Annotated in this window: 10 protein-coding genes; all 10 read right to left on the minus strand. The window is 43.7% G+C overall.

The window, feature by feature from the left end; genetic code table 11:
- Nucleotides 1-11 precede the first annotated feature (11 nt).
- The 10 genes from AB669_RS01560 to AB669_RS01605 all read right to left on the minus strand — a co-directional run bounded on the left by AB669_RS01560 (nt 12) and on the right by AB669_RS01605 (nt 20,381).
- Nucleotides 12-1,454 (minus strand): fasciclin domain-containing protein, encoded by a 1,443-nt coding sequence (locus AB669_RS01560; protein WP_047797505.1) that lies wholly within the window; start codon nt 1,452-1,454, stop codon nt 12-14.
- A 33-nt stretch (nt 1,455-1,487) separates the two neighbouring features.
- On the minus strand, nt 1,488-3,305 hold the full coding sequence (locus AB669_RS01565) for a fasciclin domain-containing protein (RefSeq protein ID WP_047797506.1): 1,818 nt from the start codon (nt 3,303-3,305) through the stop codon (nt 1,488-1,490).
- 9 nt (nt 3,306-3,314) lie between these two features.
- Nucleotides 3,315-4,781 carry a RagB/SusD family nutrient uptake outer membrane protein gene (locus AB669_RS01570; protein WP_047797507.1) on the minus strand — a complete coding sequence of 489 codons (1,467 nt, stop codon included), beginning with the start codon at nt 4,779-4,781 and terminating at the stop codon, nt 3,315-3,317.
- A gap of 12 nt (nt 4,782-4,793) precedes the next feature.
- Entirely contained in the window at nt 4,794-8,054 is a 3,261-nt protein-coding gene (locus tag AB669_RS01575; protein ID WP_082120556.1) for a SusC/RagA family TonB-linked outer membrane protein, read from the minus strand.
- Between the two features lie 5 nt (nt 8,055-8,059).
- A complete protein-coding gene (locus tag AB669_RS01580; protein ID WP_197082303.1) occupies nt 8,060-10,285 on the minus strand; it encodes a fasciclin domain-containing protein in 2,226 nt (741 codons plus the stop codon).
- Nucleotides 10,286-10,646: 361 nt separating this feature from the next.
- On the minus strand, nt 10,647-13,409 hold the full coding sequence (locus AB669_RS01585) for a glycosyl hydrolase (RefSeq protein ID WP_047797510.1): 2,763 nt from the start codon (nt 13,407-13,409) through the stop codon (nt 10,647-10,649).
- Nucleotides 13,410-13,415: 6 nt separating this feature from the next.
- Nucleotides 13,416-13,724, minus strand: a complete 309-nt coding sequence (gene rhaM, locus AB669_RS01590) for an L-rhamnose mutarotase (RefSeq protein ID WP_047797511.1) — start codon at nt 13,722-13,724, stop codon at nt 13,416-13,418.
- A gap of 110 nt (nt 13,725-13,834) precedes the next feature.
- On the minus strand, nt 13,835-16,282 hold the full coding sequence (locus AB669_RS01595; protein ID WP_047797512.1) for a glycoside hydrolase family 31 protein: 2,448 nt from the start codon (nt 16,280-16,282) through the stop codon (nt 13,835-13,837).
- A gap of 37 nt (nt 16,283-16,319) precedes the next feature.
- Nucleotides 16,320-17,459, minus strand: coding sequence for a glycoside hydrolase family 88 protein (locus AB669_RS01600; protein ID WP_047797513.1), 1,140 nt, complete (start codon nt 17,457-17,459; stop codon nt 16,320-16,322).
- Nucleotides 17,460-17,474: 15 nt separating this feature from the next.
- Nucleotides 17,475-20,381, minus strand: a complete 2,907-nt coding sequence (locus AB669_RS01605; protein ID WP_082120569.1) for a sugar-binding domain-containing protein — start codon at nt 20,379-20,381, stop codon at nt 17,475-17,477.
- Nucleotides 20,382-20,459: the final 78 nt, after the last annotated feature.

Here is a 20,459-nt window from a genome sequence, read left to right on the forward strand (position 1 = left end):
AGCGTTAATAATTAAGGTAAAACAGGTTCAAAGCGCAGGTAATCCAAAATCAGTGTATTAACATTTTGGGCAGTGCTTGCGGCAGATGTCAACCTCAGCAGTAATGGTCCAAAACTGCCGGGTGTATATTCGCCCAGGTAAGTTTCAGTATAAGTAAGTGGATTAACAAGATGCGTAAAGGCAAGCGTGTAACCCGGTGTTGTTGAGTTCAGATTAAAAATGAAATAACGCTGGGTAAATGCCGCCACCTGCGAATCGCCCAGTGCACCTGAAATAGCCCTTGAATAAACCTTATATTTTACCACAGGCAGATTAGCGCGACTATAAAATACGCCAAACTCTGAGATTCCATGATTGTATACCTCAATATCTTTATATTCCTTTCCTTTATCATCCAGTTTGGTCCGGTATAAAACGGTACGGGAAGCGGATATATTCACGAGTCTTTCTCCCTCTATTTTAAACTCAGGCACTTTATCTTTTACACGGAATGGCAAAGCACGTAGAACGTGAACTATCCCATTGCTGCTTCTGTAAGATTTAACCACATTGGCTTTATTCAACGGGACTTTTGCCCCGCGAACAGAGATCAGCGTATCGGGTAATTTATCCAGTGTATAAACACCTTTAACTGTAAGGTCTTTCACTACATAGAATGCGGCATTCTGATTTGGGTCTATTGGTGAAAAAAAGCTGCTCAGTTTTGCCGATTCAGCTGCAAAGGCCGCATCCTGAAGCATAAAATAGGTGTACTGTTGGGATTCATCACGCAGATCGGCAACATTAACCCAATAGGTATTGCGGGCAATCATGGGTGGATTCGGTGCAAATATTGGGGTTCCGGATGCGTTGTAACCAATGATAGTGGCGTTAGCACTATCGATCACCGATATCGATAAGGCATTGATGTAGTTTTTTTGCAGGTTGGCATCTGTACTTTGCTGCATGTAATCCCAGATACTTAATTTACTGGGTACTGGCTGATCAATTTTATACAAGACACCGTTCTTTACAAACTGACCGCTCCCTACAATATTTCCTTCTTCAAAAGTACTGTTGATGAAATTACCATACTTGTCATTCATTAGTTTTATCCGTAAAGTATCATTGGGTTTTACGGATACCTGGTAAAGGGAAAGTGCAATGTGGTTCCCCACAAATTCCTTCAGTTTCACCGGATCAGCAGCAATTGCAGGATCGAGACTGGCAATTGCCGTATTGGTGGGTGCCCAAACGGTATAGTTTTGTGCCGTTGCCAACAGTTTATCATAACCAGTACTCTTCACGTAGCCGTTAAAAATACTTAAGTCGCCCTGAGTATCCAGTCTTTGAGAAAGGTCTACTGTATTATCGGCATTCGTGATCTCATTATGCACCTCCAGATTATCCTTGCAGGAATACAATCCCATGCTCAGGGCCAGAAGCGTGATATATATCAGATATTTTTTATTCATTTCAATACATATTTGGTTAGCTTAACAGACTGCTTAAGGGCGTTTAAAAATAACACCTGGTGTTGGATGGAATCTTGGATAGTTCTGGTCATCATCAACCGGTATGAAATGAATCATATCCAGGTTAACACCATTTCCATTGCCCCTTAAAGCAGTTAAACGAATCCAGTGCCGGTCAGTCGTTTTGATGTCTACCGTTCCAGCAAGTTTCGCAGGCATAATTTTCCAGCCGTTGCTCGTTCCAACTGCCTGTAAACCCTTAGTCACCCCGTCTGTTGCAGTTTCAGCAGTTGTACCCAGGTAGCGCTTAAAGCCATTGGTCAGCATCAGTCCGTCTGACGAAGATTGTAGCGCTCCGGCATCGGTAACACCTGATGATGTAAGTTGCTGCGTTAAATCAACCAGATTGGGAAGTACTTGTTCTTGAGTGGTACCCACATCTGAAGCGACCTGTAAAAGCGGCCCGGCATTATTATAAGTGTAGCAGATCCAAACCTTGTATTTACCTTTTACCAGCATTGGTGATCTGAATTCTATCCAGACTGCACGGGCATTGTTACTGATACTCATGTTAAAGTTCATGACATCGCGGTTAGCATAACTTCTGGTGTCTGCGCCCAATGGAAGGGAAGCTGTTGAGTAAACCGGACCAATGGTATTCGACCTGATCTGGTCGAGGCGGATGCCTGCAGTAATCAATTTACCGTTTTGAAGCAAACTAATGGATTGTCCAGGTACCCTCCAGGCCGCCATAGCCTTTAGCTCCGGCTGATCGCCCAGGTCGAAATAAACTCCTGTAGGAACGCGTGGCTTAATCTTGTAAAAGCTTCTCGATTCGTGTAGTACCCCATTTGAAGTGGTATTGTTACTAAAGGTTCTATTTACCTCTACGCCAGGTTCTATTACGCCGTTAAATTCATCATCATTCAACAGGATTCTGGTTCCTGAAAGTTTAGTGGTTACAATTTCCCCCGGTACAAGTGTTGATAATGATGGCGTTGAAACGATATCCGCTGTATAACTGGCGCCTGGAGATACATGGTAAGCCACATACATCCACAGGCTATCGGTATGGCTTTTGGTATTCCCGGTTTTAGAAAGTTTAGCTTTCAGGGCTGCGAAATTTGCAAACCCTGCTGCACGTATAGCTGAATCAGATTCAAGAACGACTGTTTGAAACCGGCGGGTAGTATCGGGCACGGCAGACTGTGCATAGTTCAATGAGTCATAAAAACCCGTTTCTTTTAAAGCCTGGGTAAAAATACCATAACGGGCATTGCTTTCGATAGTAGCAGCCAATGTTTTTGTTGCGGGTTCAAGAACATGATCAATGACGTGGATGATCCCGTTCCCTACCCTTACATTGGATTGTGTAATTAAAGACTCTTTATTAATGGTAATGTTACTCGTTCCATTTTGGAAAGTAACACCTGTAAGAAGATATTGTCCGTACAAAGTAATCTGCGCAACCTTACCATCCGTAAACTTCGCTGTTGAAACAGTATCCTGCAATACGTGAAACCGTACCACATTTTTCAGCTCTTCAGGTGTCAACTGATCAACTGATGTTTTATTGATCTTTTTCAGCCATGCATTAACCGCATTGTTATCAGGGGTAAAAATGGTGTACTTACCATAAGCGGCCAGGTAACCTTTAGTGCCCGAGCGGTCTAAAATCTGCGAAAACAGGGAGAATTTATCAGGATATTTTTCCAGATAACCCGTGATGTTCACATCATCGGTAGTGGCTATGGTATATTGTTCCCTTTTGCAGGCATGAATCAGGAACAGGATAAATGCACTGAGCAAAACCAAATAGGTGATCTTGTGAATGTTTAATTTCATTTTCATGTCAGTATACTATTTAGTGTAAAATGGGTTCTGGATGAGACTTGGATTGGTATTGATATCTACCTGAGGGATAGGTAAATAATGACTATTATAATCCCTGAATTTGGTAATTGCCGATTGCTGTAAGGTTGGCATAACAGTTTTCGATACCACATCAAGCAAAATGTCGATTCTGCTGTAATTATTCCGCTTGGCATGGCGCAACAAGTCAAACCAGCGTTTTCCTTCAAAAGCAAATTCCCGGGCACGCTCAGCAAGGATATAATCACATATTGCGTCACTATCGCCAGGATCAACATTCTGTTCAGTGGCTTTAACGGCGTTCCGTCTTGTACGTAAATTACTCACCAGTTCTAAAGCTTCGGCACCCCCGCCAGTAAGGGCAAGTGCTTCTGCTTTAATCATCATGATATCTGAAAGACGGTAAGCCTGCCACTTCACGTAAGACGGATTTTCTGTACCGTATTTCTGGATGGTGAATGCATTGTTATAAAATGAACCCGGCCTGATGTCGTAAACGTTATCCGGATCGGTTTCATCAGGAATATAGATCTCTGAAGCGACGAAGGGTGAAGCGATGTAACGTCTTCTGGTATTTACCAGAAGGTTGAAAAACGGGTTTTCAATGGCCTGATCAAACTCGAATATCGTTTCTGTAGATGAGCCACGAAAGAACACGGTATTGTACCATGCCGAATTTGAACCAACCAATGCATAACGCTGCGATTCGATAATTTTATTGCACTCCGCTATTGAAGCCGGATAATCTTCCATCCACAAATAAATATCCGCCAGTAGCGCATTGATGGTAAACTTAGTTACCCTGCCTTTATCTGATTTGGTGTTTCCATAAGTAGTTACCGCATAGGATTCAGCTTTCTTCAGGTCGGCTACAATTTGTTTTAATATATCTGCCTGTTTGGTTTTAGCCAGGTTTTCAAGATCAGTATCCTTTACAGTCGCTTTTAACTTCAACGGTACATCACTAAAAGTACGCACCAGATAGAAATACATCATACTTCTCAGTGTTAAAGCTTCTGACAGGTAGCCGTTTAAAATGGCATCAGTAAGCGTTGGATCGGTACTTTTAACGTTAGGGGCATTATCCAGAACGGTATTACAATAATTGATAGTGCGATAGAATGACGCCCAGCTGGCGATGCCATTATCTGAAGTGATGTTTACATTCATAATATCAACTTCAGCAGGGGTAATACTTGGCCCGGCACTAATCATGTCGGCTCTTAATTCTCCGAACATAAACATGTATTCCAACAGGGAGCGGTCTCCCGCCGTTGGAGGCGCCGCCAGCAGGGAAGTATAACAACCCGAAACCGCAGCCAGGATATCTTCTTTGGTTTTCCAGAATTCCTGGCGCGTAATACCATCCCTTGGCTCGAGATCAAGCCATTTATTACAGGAACTGCTTAAGCTCAGAATAAACAATAAACAGGTAGTATATAATATCTTTTTCATATCAGGTGAATATTAAAAATTAGCAGTTAAACCCAGCGTAACCGTTTTAATTGGCGGAGTGGTAGAATTATCAACTACAGTATTTGATCCGTTCAGTTTAATGGGCACTTCAGGATCCTGTCCGGTATACTTCGTAAAGGTCAGGATGTTTTCAACAATGACATTTGCAGAGATAGACTTCATCCCAATGCGTTTCATCAGATTTTTAGCAAAATCATATTTCAAGCCCAACGAACGGAGTCTTACGAATGATCCATCCTCAATGTAGCGGTCTGAACCGAGGAAGTTATAGCCACCGCCATAAATTGCCCTTGGCATATCGGTCTCGTCGCCTTCTTTCTTCCAGCGGCGTAAAACTGCGGTACTCTGGTTATTAAAGCTGTACATATTGGTGGTACTGATTTTAGTGCCGTTAATAATATCGTATCCGGTACGGAATGAGAAGTTCACGCTAAGTTTAAGGTTTCCGTTGATGGTGAATGCGGTACCAAAACCACCGGTAATTTTCGGATTACCATTGCCCAGATACACAATGTCTTTGTAATCGATGTTACCGTCGTGGTTAATGTCTTCATAAATGGCATCTCCAGGCTGGAAAACATAATCAATAGAAGGATAGGCAAAACGCATGTACACCTTATCTCCGTTAGGCCCTACAATCTGATTGCCGTTTTCGTCAACAGCGATTGTGGAGTTTTTATCTTTGTACACCCCTTTAAACTTGAAACCATAGAATGATCCGAATGGATTATTTTCCTGAACGAAAACTTTGTACACATTATTCTGTGTAACCCGGCCTTTGTTTTCGCGTGGATACAATGGAGAAACTTCCCGGATCACATTTTCATTGTGGGCAATATTAAAACTCATGTCCCATCTAAATTTTTGTGATTTCATCACGGTACCCGTAACATTGAATTCCCATCCCTGATTATCCATAGTGCCAACGTTCATATCAACAGTAGAATAACCGTTATAAGTGGGTACGGCTAAATCTTCATAGAATAAATCGGTTGTACGTTTACGATAAAGATCGAAGTCGATGTATAACCTTTTGAACATGTTTAAGGTAATCCCTACGTTGGATTGGGTTACCGTTTCCCATTTCAGGTTGGAAAGCTCCAGGTTGGTGGAATAAACGCCTGCATTACCCAGATAGCTAAAGCCATAATTCTGATAAATATTGTAAAAGGTATAATCATATCGCGGCGCATTACCGCTTTTACCATAACTGGCCCTTAAACTGAAATCATCAATATATTTATCGGTTCTTTTCATGAAAGGTTCACCGGAAATCCTCCAGCGGGTGGATATTGAAGGAAATACACCATAACGGTTACCTGCACCGAATTTAGAGTTTCCATCTCCCCTGATCCCTGCATTGATGATGTACCGGTCGAGGAACTTGTATTGGGCAGTGGCCAGTAAACCTACGGAGCGCGACTGGTTAAAAGCCGAACTGGTAGAGTTTGACAGGTTGGTACGGCTATCTACTGAAGGATCGGTTAAGAACGAAGAGGCTGTATTGGTGGCAAGCAGGTATTGACTGGCACGGCGGCTGTCTTCACTATCAAACCTTAAAAAAGCGATCAGATTGTGTTTCGGCCCCAGGGTTGGACTGTAAGCCAGATTCATACTGGTATTCATGGTAAAGGAATCACCATCCTGATCGAAAGCAGTATTCACCACAGACTCTGTAAAAGGGCGGCCGGTTGCAATCTGAGGCAAAAAGGTTTTAACCTTGGTATTGTTGATATTCACCAGGAAACTTCCGTTGAAGATCAATTCAGGGATAATTTTATATTGTAAACTAAACTTTGGTGTAATCCGTTCCCCAAGCTGATGGTTGATACCTGCACTCGCCATCGCCAATGGATTAAAGGTTGCTGAATAAGCACCTTGAGCAGTGGCGGCGGGACTGAAGAAATTATCCGTCAGGTTACCATATTCGTCATACTCATACAGGCTTTGGTTTGGCATTTTGGTATAAGCCGTTTCCCTGATCCGGTCTCTGCCACCCAGTGGATTATACAATGCATTCTGATCAATATGTGTATAGGCAAAATCGGAAGTAAACCTGATCTTTTCTGATACCACATAATCCAGATTCACCCTTGCTGATATACGGTTGAGGTCAGTACCTATCGTGGTTCCGTTTTGATTAAAATAATTTACAGAGGCACGATAGCGCGCCTTTTCACCACCGCCGGAGATGGAAAGATTGTGATCCTGTAAATAACCTACCCTGGTAATGGCTGCAAGCCAATCGGTATTGTTGCTATAATTGTAGTAATTGTATGGATCATTTTTATCGTACTGAAATTCTTTAGCGAATTCAGTGGTCGAGAACTGACGCCCTGCATTGTAAAATTCTTCGAGTATCAAAGAAGAATACTGATTACCATTCAGCATCGGGATTGGGCTTGGCTGCTTGGAGTAGGATCCTTTAAAATTATAGGATATGGCTGGTGGGCCGATAGATCCCCTTTTTGTAGTAATCACCAATACGCCGTTTGCACCCCTTGAACCCCACACAGCTGTGGCTGCCGCATCTTTCAATACACTGATTTCTTTAATATCCGAAGGTGCAATGTTTAATAATTGTCCGTAGTTATTTTCATCAGAAGTGGCAAAATCAAAATCAGAAGGAATGGTAATGTCGTAAGGCATACCATCCAATACGATAAGCGGATCTGTGGCACCGTTGATTGATGAAGTTCCGCGAATCCTGATCTGCATAGGTGCTCCCGGATCACCGGTACTGGCCGTGATGTCAACACCCGCCATTCTACCCTGTAAGGCCTGATCAATCGATGCAGCCTGCATATCTTCAAGTTCTTTGGCATCAATCGTAACTGTTGATGAAGTCTGGTCGCGTTTATCGATCACCATTCCGCTACCCGTTGCCGCTTTTGCCCTGGAAACAATCTGTACTTCCTCCATCTGGTTATTTTCAGATTCCAGCTGGAAATTGATTACCGGCCGGTCGATCGCCACACCTGTTGTAGATTTATATCCAATGTAAGAAACTGAAATGCGGTAAGTTTTATCGGCAACCGGCAAACTGTAGTTTCCATCAATATCTGTTGAAACTCCTTTAATAACCCTTTTATCCTTATCGATAATGACAACAGAGGCGCCAATGATGGGTTGCTTGTCTTTTTTATCAATTACCTTTCCCTTTACATAGTTGATTTGCTGGGCATGGGTAATAGCAGCCATCAGCATACAGCATAGCCAGATAAAAACACTAAAATGATATCTATTGAGCATATTGGTTAGAATTGATATTTTAAGTAAGAGTTGATTTGGTGAATTACTGTGCGGTTTGACAGCACATTACTGCGGTCGTTTGCGCCGAGTAATACATTCACCGTAGCATTGGTTACATCACGAAGAATAATGGAAGTGGTTGTATTGATGGCCACCGTTACTTTCGCTGCATCGCCCGATTCATCTTTAAGCAGGCTTTCGAAAGTCCCTGTTTTTTGTCCGTCACTGGCCACGCTGTTTTTAATGATGTGGTACTGGATAAACTTAGATACCTTACTGATATCCAATGCATCGGTTGGTGCATAATTCGGAAGCCCGTTTGCCAGTTTAGGCAGCAAACCTGCCGTTACCGCAGCCTGAATGGCCGCATTGGTTGGGATAAATACTGAATAAAAGCTACCATCACTTACACCCTGTATGGCGCCGGTTGTAGCATTATAAAGGGTTACGTTATTCTTCAGGAACTGAAAAAAAGAGTAGTATGGATCGGTAGTAGCCGTTCCGTATTTTTCAATGTGTTTACTTACCGGTAATGCCGTGTAGGCTAAAACCCGTGTGGCATAAACGTCAGCACCATTAACCGCCGTGGTGATGGAATCAATAGGAATGGTTTTATCACCGGTTGCTGCAAGGTCTTCCGTTCCTGCGGAAGAAAGCACCCCTCTGTTGTATTTGATGTATTCACCATTCGATGTCTCCAGAATACCTGCAGCAGTTGTGAAATTAGGCACTGCCCTGTCGCCCAAAGGAATAATATGGGTTTGAAGCAAACGGCGAAGGATAGTCAAATCACCCCTGATCGGCGCTGTAGGAAAGAACGGATCATAAGAAAAACCTAAACTCACCAGCGTGGCATCAGGGATGGGTACAATCACATATTTAAGGGAAGCGGTTTTAATAGGAATGGTATAACCTAACACATCCAGCGCCTGCTTCATAATGTAAAAAGTTGGATCGAGGTTAACCTTTCCATATACGGTAGAAAAGGAATTGGCATTTTGTGCCGTACTCACGCCATATAGTAAACCGTTGCTCAGAAATTGTTTATCCACTACATTGGAAGGACTGAGCTTGGTTACTTCGCCCAAAAAACTGTTTACGGTGCTGAACTTTCCTGGCCAAACCGGAACAGTGTAAAAATGCGAATTCACGAAATCCCTGATAATATCCGGTCTTAAAGCATATAATTCTGAAAGCTGTGCTTTGTAGTTTCCCGGCTGAAGCCTGTTCTTAGCATAATATTTCAGCAAAACCTTCGAATAAGCTTCCACTGCGGCATCAGTTGGTGCAAAAATGGTATACATACCCGCCTGGGCATCATTTGCATCAAGCTTTAGATAGTTTTCATTGTTTGGTGAAAATCCTAAAACACCACTGTATATTTTAGCATAAACATTATCGCTTTTACCGGTAAGCACCTGATAACGGTGACTGATATCGGTGTTTATGCTATACGAAACGTATTTATCGAGCAGTGATTTAAAAGCGCTGTATTGTGTTTTGGCAGTAATGTACTGATCTATGCTTTGCGGTGGCGTTAATACCCTATCAATGATATGGATAACCCCATTTTCAGCTACAATATCCTGCTCGGTAATTTTTGCGGGGCCAACATTTTTACCGGTATACTCTGTTCCGGGGAAAAAGTAATTATAATCAGTAGCTCCTATGCCGGCAAAGGTCATGAAAGGAGGTAAAAAATACGGTAGATTTTTGTTATTGAAATCGGTTGACAGGTAACTGCCGTTGCGGTTAGCCGCGATCACTTTTATTGAACGGCCATCATTGTCGATACCATCGTAAACAAAGTCGTAGAAAACCGTTCTGCGTCTGAAACCAGAGTTTTTAACAAAACCCCTGGCAGTGAGGTTATCACTTAAACGTTCGATCTTCTCGCCATCGTAGGTCATGGAGTAACGCACAATCGCGGAAGCTTGGTCAGCACTTATTTCTGTCAGGTTATTTTCTTTCAGGTAAAGCGCAAAAGCTTCATCGGTAGGTGCAAATACGGTCCAGGAGCCGGCCGCGCTTAAAGTTTCCTTATAACCTGATTTATCGATACACTCGAGAAATTTGGTAAAGTTTCCTTTTGCCTGAAGCTGTTGGTAAATGGGATCGGCAAGTGTTTCTGGCCTGCCATAAAACTCATCGAATTCCTTTTTCCGGCAACTGCTCAGCACGATGACAAATGTCAGTAAGACAAATAATGATTGTTGTAAAATTTTACTCATAGCAATTTTATTAGACATGACGGTCTTAAGCTAAATTGCGAACAAGAATCTATGAGGATCGGTTAGGGTTAATGAGTTGAGCGGCTAGGGAATAAGAGTAGATTTTTATTGCATAAATCAGGCTTAACGATCGTTAATTTTAATATTTGGTTTTCGGTTATTTGGTTAGTAAAATAATTGATTTAAATATAGAGACATCGGCAGCTTCTCCCATCCTGTACTATCCTGTCGGTTATTATAAAATCTTAGCATAAAAAGGAATACATCCGGTCTGATGCTTATAAATCGATTTACGTCTGATTTTTATTTTAAAAAAAAAGTGCCAAAAGGCACTTTTTAAGTATTTAAACCGGAATTACTGTTAAAAAAATGGGGTGATTGTTACCGGTCCGACAAGTCCGGAAGGCTGTACTTCCCAGTTTGACGCATCAAATGGCTTGTAATCGATGTTAACAAAGTTGATTTCATGGTAATTTCTCCATTGAATTTTCTTCCGGTCCATATCGCGGATCCGGTTGGCCATCAGGTTTACCACCTCAATTTTGATGGTATTTTTCCCGGGTTTCAAATATTTTCCAATGCGGGCCTCAAATGGGATACTCCATAAAATACCCAGTTCCTGTCCATTGATCCATACCTTTGCGCTTTCATCAACCTGGTGGAGGTTTAATACATATTCGCTGGCGTTTTTGGTTGGCAGGTTAAACTCAGATGTATACACACCAGTACCTGAAAAGGCTTCCAGTTTCGGGTCTTTTAAATCCGTCCATGAAACCAGTTGATCCAGTTGCTGATCAGCAGGAAGCTCAGGTCCGCCACTGGTAAAATGGAGGTGCCATGGCTGGTTAAGGGTAAGTGTATTTCCGGCTTTATTCAGATAACGCCATGCCGCATTATGTGGCTGTTGTTGCGCAACCAGCAGAAACAGTGCTTCGCCGGATTTAATCTGCACATGTACTTTCTGATCCTTCATCGCTGCTGCACCTATTGCGCCGCTCTGCGGGTCAAGCAAGGTCACGTTCCCCGGCGTATTGAGCGGCAGGTAAGTATCGATATCTTTCGCCGTATGGTTAACAGTATAATAATATGTGGCATTATTAACCTTACGCTTAATCATCTGCAGGCCTGTATCTGTTAAGGCTTCCCTGTTGATGCCGATACTGCTTAACGCCACCCGGACATCTTTGCTCAGGAGTATTTTTCCTTTGCCTGCAGGATAAACCCCTATGCCGTCTGCACCTTTTCTAAAGGCAAGTCTGGCGAGCGTAGATGTAAGTTTAGCGCGTCTGTTTTCAAGATCATTTAAACCGGGAACATCCTGAGGTAATTCCTGGAAAATAACCGTTGCACCGTTTTCCGCCAATTGTACAATATTATCTAAAGTTTCAGTACGCATCATTTGGCTGGAGGGCACGATGAGCACCTGGTAAGACGACGCATTTTCTGCAGTTTGTAAAGCTTTGTTCAGCACTTTTGTCCGGCCGAGCAAGCGATCGGATGCAAAATCATAGGCGTAACCGGATTTAGAAAGCTGGGTAGCCAATTGATAGAACGCCGAAGGATGTAACCATTCGTCTACGTCGTGAACTTTCAATGCCATATCCAACCCTTTTGCCTGATTCCATACATCATAAACCGGCCAGTAAATTAAGATTTCATTGTCGGGCTTTCCGGCTTGTAATATCGACTGGCAGCGGGCGATATAGTCATTTAAACCTTTGGCGTGCGGCCATAGGCTGTTATTGGGATTCATCTCTACCGAAGCATAAAACAACCAGCCCGGCCAGGATACATTTTCGGGTGAATTGGTGGTGCCATGATAGAAAATATGGTTTATTCCAGAAAGGAACAGCTTCTCGGCTTCGGGCTTGCATTGCGAGTATGATGTTTTAAAATGTTCGGTGAGCCAGGTAAAGGTTTCGGACGAAACCAGGTTCTTTCCGTTGGTATGTGCCGCCGATGAAGCAAACATACTCATGATCGGATCAGGATCAACATTCCTGATGTCCTCCTTATTCCGGCGCAGTCCGGGAATACCGAAAGCACTTGAACCGAAAATCTCGGTTTCAGGAATATCTACTGTTCCGTATAAATCAAGCAGGTTCCCCGGTGATCCATGCGACTGGTTTTTGGTCAGTGAATGCAGGCCATGGGCCCAGTCTGTCCAGTTTTTGGTAAAGTTATCCAGCAGAAGTTCGTCCATCGTTTCGCGATAGTCGGACTTTAGGCGGGCAACCTGGCCGCTGGTGGAATCCTTGCCTGCAAGGTCTTTGATGTGCTTTGCGAGATCATATCCCCTGTTTTTCTTGAATGTTTCGAAAAAAGTGGGCGTCCACGTGGCACCATAAACCTCATAGCTGTCATTAAAAAATGAACGGATCCCCTGAGGTTGATTTCCAAAAGCATCGGTAAATCTTTTGAGGTAAACATTTACCGATTGCCGGTCGAGGTGATCGAGCGTAAAGCCCTCCCCTCCCGGTGCTGCTCGTTTTACCATCTGGCGGGTTTTGCCTGCGAAGGCAGCATATATTTTCCATGTGCCTGATTTGGGCGACCAGTTCAAGGTACCATCCTGCTGTACAGCTGCCAGTATATTTTCGGTTTCCCCGTTTGGCCCGTATGCCGTTAATGCCTGTAGCCGTGCAAAATCCTGCTTAGCTTCTTTAACTTTTATTCCCTCATTTAACTTCTCGCCGGCTTTTAGCTCGTAGTCCTGAATAATGAGTTTAGTAGCCGCGTTTTCAGGTTTAACCTGCGGACCGCCAAAGGGCCAGCCTGTACCGGTATTCATATCTACGCCCACACCCAATGCATTGGCTTTCTTCACCGTGAAATGCAGGACGTCCATCCATTGGGGGGAAAGGAATTGCAGGTATTGTTTTTCGTAACCCACTGCCCCGTAGATCGGGGTGATTTCCACCCCGCCTAAACCCGCATATTTGTATTTCTGCAATACAATACCCAGGTTCTTTTCATCAACCGCATTGCCCATCCACCACCAGCGGGTCCAGGGTTTCATTTGCTGTTCTATTTTAGGCCAGGCAACGACTTTTGCCGCTTGCTGTGCGTGTAATTGTGCAGCAGCACTAAGGGCGAGGAAAAGCAGAATTCTTTTTTTTAACATGATAGCTTAATCAAGGTGAAAGACCATATCGAGGGGAACGCTTACAGGCGAATGATCAGGGTTGGTTTCCATGATGTCGGCCATGTAGGCCCACCACTTTTGTACAATTTCGGTGCTGCCCAGATCCTGAGATGAGTTACCGCTTTGCTGTTGTACCGCAAACAAGGTATTGGTTTCTTCGTCGAGGAAAATGGAATAGTCGCTGATGCCGTTGGCTTTGAGCAAAGCCAATAATTCCGGCCAGATCTGATCGTGACGGGTTTTATATTCTGCCGCGGATCCGGACTTGAGTTTCATTTTGAAGGCAATTTTCATTGTTTGTTTTTTAACGCATGCTTTTTGTTCCCGCGGATGACGCGGATTTAAAAGACTTTTTTTCTTATCTTATAACATTGTTCCCGCGGATGACGCGGATGACGCAGATTTTAATTGATTTGGAAGTTGATGTCTGTACTGTTATTTCCTTTTGACTTTATCCAGAGCGTTCTGGTTTTTTCGTCATAGAACCAGCCTGCAATTTTATCCAGTTTTCCGGCATGGTTAACTACATTCAACTTTGCATTATTTTCGGTTACCTGCTTCGGTGCCGTTTTACTATTCCAGTGGATTTTAGCCATGTACTGATGTCTGCCGGGCTGGAACGATCCGACAGGCTTTTCTATTTTTAATACCAGTGTGCTTACTTTCAGCGATGAACTAATGCGGGTTGTGGCAAATTTACCGGTTTTGTAATCCGAGCTCAGGTTATCATCTTCGTAAAGGTCATACCTGGAATCGCCAAAAGGAAATACATCCAGTGTAATTACATCTACCGCTTTTTCGCCGCTATAATTCATTTCCGGCTGCATCGGGATAATGCTCCCCGCCTTTACAAAAAGCGGAATGGTATCTAAGGGAGCCACCACATGATGATAGCTTTTACCGTCATATTTTTCATTGGTCCAGTAGTTAAACCAGGTTCCTTCAGGCAGGTAAACCGAGCGCGTAATGGCTCCTTTTGTGGTCACCGGAGCCACCATCAGGTTATCGCCAAACAGGTACTGATCGCCGATTTCATACACATTTTCATCATCCTGATGATTCAAAACCAGTGCCCTCATCATCGGCATACCTGTTGCATATTGCTGATGCATGGTGGTATAGAGATAAGGAAACAGCCTGTACCTCAGTAGATCGTATTTTTTGAAATTTCTTAAAGCATCTTCACCGTATTTCCAGGGTTCTTTATACCCGGGATGGTCCATCCCGAAAACCAGGGCAATGGGGCTGAACATACCAAACTGCACCCAGCGGATATAGAGCTCAGGATCGGTCTGATGTTCGAAGCCGCCCATGCAGTGTGCCCAGGAACCTACCCCTGAAATACCAATATTTAGTCCGGCCTTAATTACCGGAGCAAAGTATTGCCACTCGCTGGGCCAGTCGCCGGCAAAAATATAAGGGTAACGCTGGATACCGGAATACCCTTCACGGGTTTGGTTCAACCCTCTGAAACCGTTAAACTTTTCAAATTCCAGAAAAGGCGCCTTTGCATAGGCCACAGGAAACACATTGTGTAAGCGCTCTGCATCCTTACCTGTGGGGCCTACTTTTTCACTTTCATTTGCGAGAGCTCCAAAAGCACTTCCTTCATCTGTTTTGAGGAATTTGGCGCCCAGTTTAGCTACACGCATTACCCCATTGTCCCACCACCATTGCGTGGCCTTCTGGTCGAAGAAGTTGACAAACTCTCCTGGCTTACCATTCTCTGGATAGGTATACCCTTTGGCCTGTGCCTGATCAAGCAGGTTAAGCTTTTTTGCATTGTCAAATCTCGGGCGGAGATGCAGTCCCACCATTTTATAGTTCATGGCATAAATGCTATCAAACATGCCTTTAGGGTTTTTAAAAGTTTCTCTCCACTCGAAGGAAGTAGCACCCTTGCCACCGATTTCGCCAAATAAGCGCCAGGTAGAATCCAGCCAGAGCAAATCAACCGGAATGCCCAGTTCCCGGTATTTTCTGGCCAGTTCCACCACATACTGATCCGAAGTTTTCTCTTCATAACCCCAGGTGCCGCCACTGTAAGTACCGGCATGTAAACCGAGGGCAAACTGAGGCAGCAGGGGCGATTTACCTGTAACCGCAGTGTAGGAATTTAAGATGGATGGGAAGGTGGGCCCATAGATGAAATAGTAATCCAGTTCCCCGTCGGCAGCCTTAAAGCTATATTCGTTTTTATTGGATGAACCCATATCCCATTCTGTGGCAAATGAATTATGCAGAAAAATACCATAACCTTTGGTACTCATAAAAAATGGCACCGGACAATAATTAGCCTCCAGAATATTGTAAGCACCAATGGCATGAGGCAGGCCTTTTCCGCGGCCGACATTTAAGGTTACTTTTTTAAAGCGGCGGTCCATGAAATCCATGCGCTCACCAAAACCAAAGAAATGTTCGTCGGCCTGAAGCTTTTTGGTTACCCCCACCCTGCTATTTTCTTTTACAGTGGCACCATTCACTTCCGAACTGAGCAGCTTTCCTTTTAAATCGTAAACATCTATCCTGAATGGCGACTTATTGAGCTTAACCACTATCTTTCCGGTAGTCAGAATAAACTGGTCTTTCTTCTCCACTACGGTAGCAGCAACCGCCGGCCAATCGTACCTGATGACCATTAAATCTTCATCTTTTTCAAAGGTATGATTCCAGCTGCTGCGTAACCTGAACATTTCCGGCGTGCAGAAATCCAGTTTTATTTCGCCTTTGGTGGTGGAAAATGAAATGGCATTTCCCTGTCGTTTGAAACCGGCTTTGTAATCGCCAATGCTTTGCGAAAATGCAGCGGTTGCAGACAGGATCAGGGCAAACGCTAAATATCTTTTTAACATATGTGTCTTGTGAATCGGAATTCCCGGGATATTGGTATTATTTTTTCAGTTTGTACACTTCGGTTCCAGCCAGAAGGAAACAACCTAAACCATAGTCTTCAAAATCGGGCACACTGTTATAGGTTACCGGCTGACCATCTTTCGGCTCTTTACCGGTCCCCTGCAAAAATCCAAGGAATCCATTTTTCTGAACCGATTCCTTGGCCATTCCGTTCCATGCCTTGATGATTACCGGCAGATAGGTGGCCTTGTCAAGGATACCCTGGTTTACGCCCCAGGCCATGCCGTAAACAAATAGTGCAGTACCAGAAGTTTCTTTACCGCCAAAGTGATCGGGATCATGTAAACTCACGTTCCAAAAGCCATCTGCACGTTGGAGCGGCACTAAAGCTTTGATCATTTCGTGATAAGTTTTCAGGTATTCATCGTGTCCCGCAGCATCTTTAGGCATAGTTTCCAGAACACGGACAAATGCAGCGATTACCCAGCCATTTCCGCGTGCCCAGTAACAATCTTCTCCATTAGGCTCTTTATAAGGAGGCACAAAATCTTTGTCTCTCCACCACAAGCCATCTTTCGCATTGTATAAGCCACCACCTTCTACATTTTTGCTGTGCAGGTACATCTTGTACATATAATCGTAATAGGTATGATCATTATACAACTTGCCCAGTTTAGCAAATACAGGCATAGCCATCTGCAAGGCGTCGATCCAGGTCCAGTCGTTCACCTTTCCTGATTGAACCATCAGGTCCATTGAGGCTTTAATGTCTTTAATGCGTTCGGGCTTTTTATCGATGTTATATAGATCAATGTAGGTTTGTCCGCAGGCCTGGTCATCGCCATTGCGGGTCTGGATGCCATTTCTTAAGCCCCACTTATGTTTTTCACCCCATTGAACGGCATAATCATAGTAGGCTTTATCCGGATGAATCGAATATAAGCCCATTAAGCCTTCATAATAAACCGCCCGGGTCCAGATGTTACTTGGCCGCTCTCTGTTCGTAATGATTGATTTACCTGCATCGGGCCATTTGTCCATAAAGTAGGCATTCGTAAGCTTCAATGCTTTTAAAACCTCTTTTTTGTTGGGTAGTTTTTGGGCAAAGAGTTGGGTAGTGATCAGCAGGAAACAAACGGAAGTGGAAAGGAACTTATTCATGGTTGGTGTATTCATATTTCAATGGTATTTTTAGTTCGAATTTGGTTTAGGTTTCAATTCATCAGGACTGTCTTTAGTAAAAGTATCGAACTGAATTTTTGAGGGGCTTTCGAAGATATCTTTGATGGTATTATAGGCTACTTCATATTTCGGACTGAACTGATCCGACATCATGTATTGCTGTAAGCTAAAGAAAAGTTGCTGAGCCGCGGGTGAATTCTTTAAATCAGGCGACAAAGCGGCACTGGAAATAATGAGTTTTCCTTTAGCAACGCGGGCTTCTAAAACGAGGGCCAGCTTCCGGTTCATGAACCAGGTATCGATGGGTTGGACAAGGGGTTTAAACCCTAAAGGGAAATCTTCCAGATTCATCACCTGGGCCTTATTTACAATTTCCCACCACTGCATATCGCTATGGTTATCGGTTGGAAAGTTGGCCAATGCCGGGTGTTTAGGATCGCAAAGTATGCCCATAGTATGTGGCGGACGCATTTTGAACCAGGAAGTGTTCCAGAATACAGGTAAAAAAGTTTGCACCACTTCCTTACCTTTTATCACCTTACCTGCGGCATTCAGAAAAACATTGCCACCCTCTTCCAGTATTTTCTTTGCCTGATCATCCAGTTTATCGGTATAATAAAAGCTTGTTTTAAACTCGGGTAATTCGGCAGGATACACCCAGATGTCCCAGTCGTTAGCAAATTCAGTTCCCTCGATTTTAACTTTGAGGTTGAGTTTTGAAGCTCTTGTAACCTCATTTAAGCTGGTACTGATGTCGCCAATACTGGCCGCACCGCCAACAGGGATGTCGACATTTTTAAATTGTGTGTTATAGACTACTTTACCTGCTTCATCTTTTAATACACAAAAGATAGTCGCATTTTTAAATGCTTTGTTTCCCCAATGGGCGACTTTTACACCTGCAGTGAATTTTTCATTATTAGTATAAACAAACTTTGGCACTTCGAGTAAAGGTACAGTACTGTTGGAGAAGCGCCTGAATTCTTTTGCAGAAATATATCCTTTCTCCTCCCAGAAGGCATCGAGCACCCCAACCAGAGCGGTACCCTGACCGGGATAATCGTTTAGCGACAATAACTGGTAACCGTTATAATTTGGTGTTCTTAAGGCTTTTTCAATTTCATTTTTATAACAAAGAGCCTGTAATTTACCGGAGGCCATCAGGAAATCTTTCGCCTGAGCCGCCATATCATGATCGGCCAGGTCTTCCTGAAACATTTCAAAGTTTTTTGCACGGTACACGCCTGTGTATTTCTTAATTTCCTCAAAATTCGGAAAGGCACAATACTGCCCCATTTCATGCGCCACGAAAGGAACATTAAACTGCTCAATCTGTTTGGCATAGGTTGATATGCTCTCCGGCCGTTTGCCCCAGTCCAACCCCCTGGCGCCTGCGCGCACCATGTATTCGTTATTGGGAATGACCGGCCAGCTGCCACCTACCGATGCTCCGGTATAAAGCCGGCGTGAATCTTTGGCTTTCCAGTAATTATTGAATTTAGTTAAATACTCTACCTGTCTGCCGCGTGGTTCGTTACCGTATGCCATCATGCAAAAAGAAGCATAGTTTCCGTAGCTTTTCGTCATGCGGTTGGTTTCATCATAAATAAACTGGTCGATGGCCTTACCATCACCTATTGAAGTACCATGGTTGGCCCAGCTCGGACCCTCGGGCTGTATGTAAAAACCGGTTAAATCAGCAGCAATGAAAGCCGCTTCGGGCGGACACCAGGAGTGGAAACGCATGTGGTTTAAACCGTGGGCTTTAGAGATTTTGAAAATACGCTCCCAGGCCGCTACATCCATTGCCGGATATCCGGTAAGTGGGAATTCGCAGTTATTCACTGTGCCTCTAAGGAATACAGGACGGCCGTTAATGGTAAAATTCCGACCTGCGGCTTTAAATTCGCGCATCCCGAACTGAACCTGTCTATCATCTTTCTTGCCATCTTTAGCCAGTAATGATGCTGTCAAACGGTATAAAGCCGGATCAAACTCATCCCAGGTGGCTATCTTACCGCCCATGGGCAACTCAACTTCTACACTGGCGGTTCCGTTTTTAATCTGATAGGGAACAGTTACCGGTTTTACGCTGAGTATATTTTTGGTATTGAAACTCTTTGCTGATAAAGTGATTTTTCCCGCAGAAGCTGTACCCAGCAGTGCTTTAAGCTGAATTTTAACCTTTGCCGATTTTTTGCTGAGGTTGGGATAAATTTGAATGTCTTCGAAATAAACGGGGGAACCGGCCTGCAGGAACATCTTTCCCACTACGCCGTTCCAGTTTCCCTGTGTATGGTCGGTTAAACTGTGCGAGTCCTGACCCACATTGATGGCTTTGATCCGGTTATCGATCAGGAGCGTGATGGTATGTTTCCCGGCCTTCAGATTCGAAGGCAGTTCAAAGTTTTGTGCGACCACGAATGTAAACTGCGTTCCTGCTTCTATGTCATCTACCCACACGCGTGTTTCGGAGTGAGGGTATTCGAGTGATAATACCACGCGTTTATCTTTCCAGTTGGCGGGAATTTCGATATCTTTCTGATACCAGGCGGCACCGGTATAGTGTTTGGCAGGTGTTAACCAGAAAGGTATTTTAAGGTTTCCGGGCTTACGGTATTTTTCCAGGCGTGGATGAAAAAAGTAGGAGCTGTCGTAAATACTACCTGTCCATTTTGTTTTCAGGGTAATATCATCCCCTTTCAGGTTCTCAGCCATAGAGCCGGGAAGGTTAACCGTTTCGGGAAGCACAGTGGAATACCATTTGCCTTTAATTCCTTCATCGCCGGCATCGGTTTTAAAACGCCATTTCCCTTTTAATGAGATGGTTTGAGCTGAAACACCAGCGGAAAATATAGAAATCAAACAAATAGTTGCAACTATCCATCTGGCAAACGACAATACCTTTATCTGCATATTTTTAAAAGAAAAGCGTGCCGAAGCACAAATATATCTGGTTAAGGCCACTATTATAAGGTTTAAATCCATAAGGGG

The sequence above is a fragment of the Pedobacter sp. BMA genome, assembly GCF_001027745.1.
Taxonomy (GTDB): domain Bacteria; phylum Bacteroidota; class Bacteroidia; order Sphingobacteriales; family Sphingobacteriaceae; genus Pedobacter.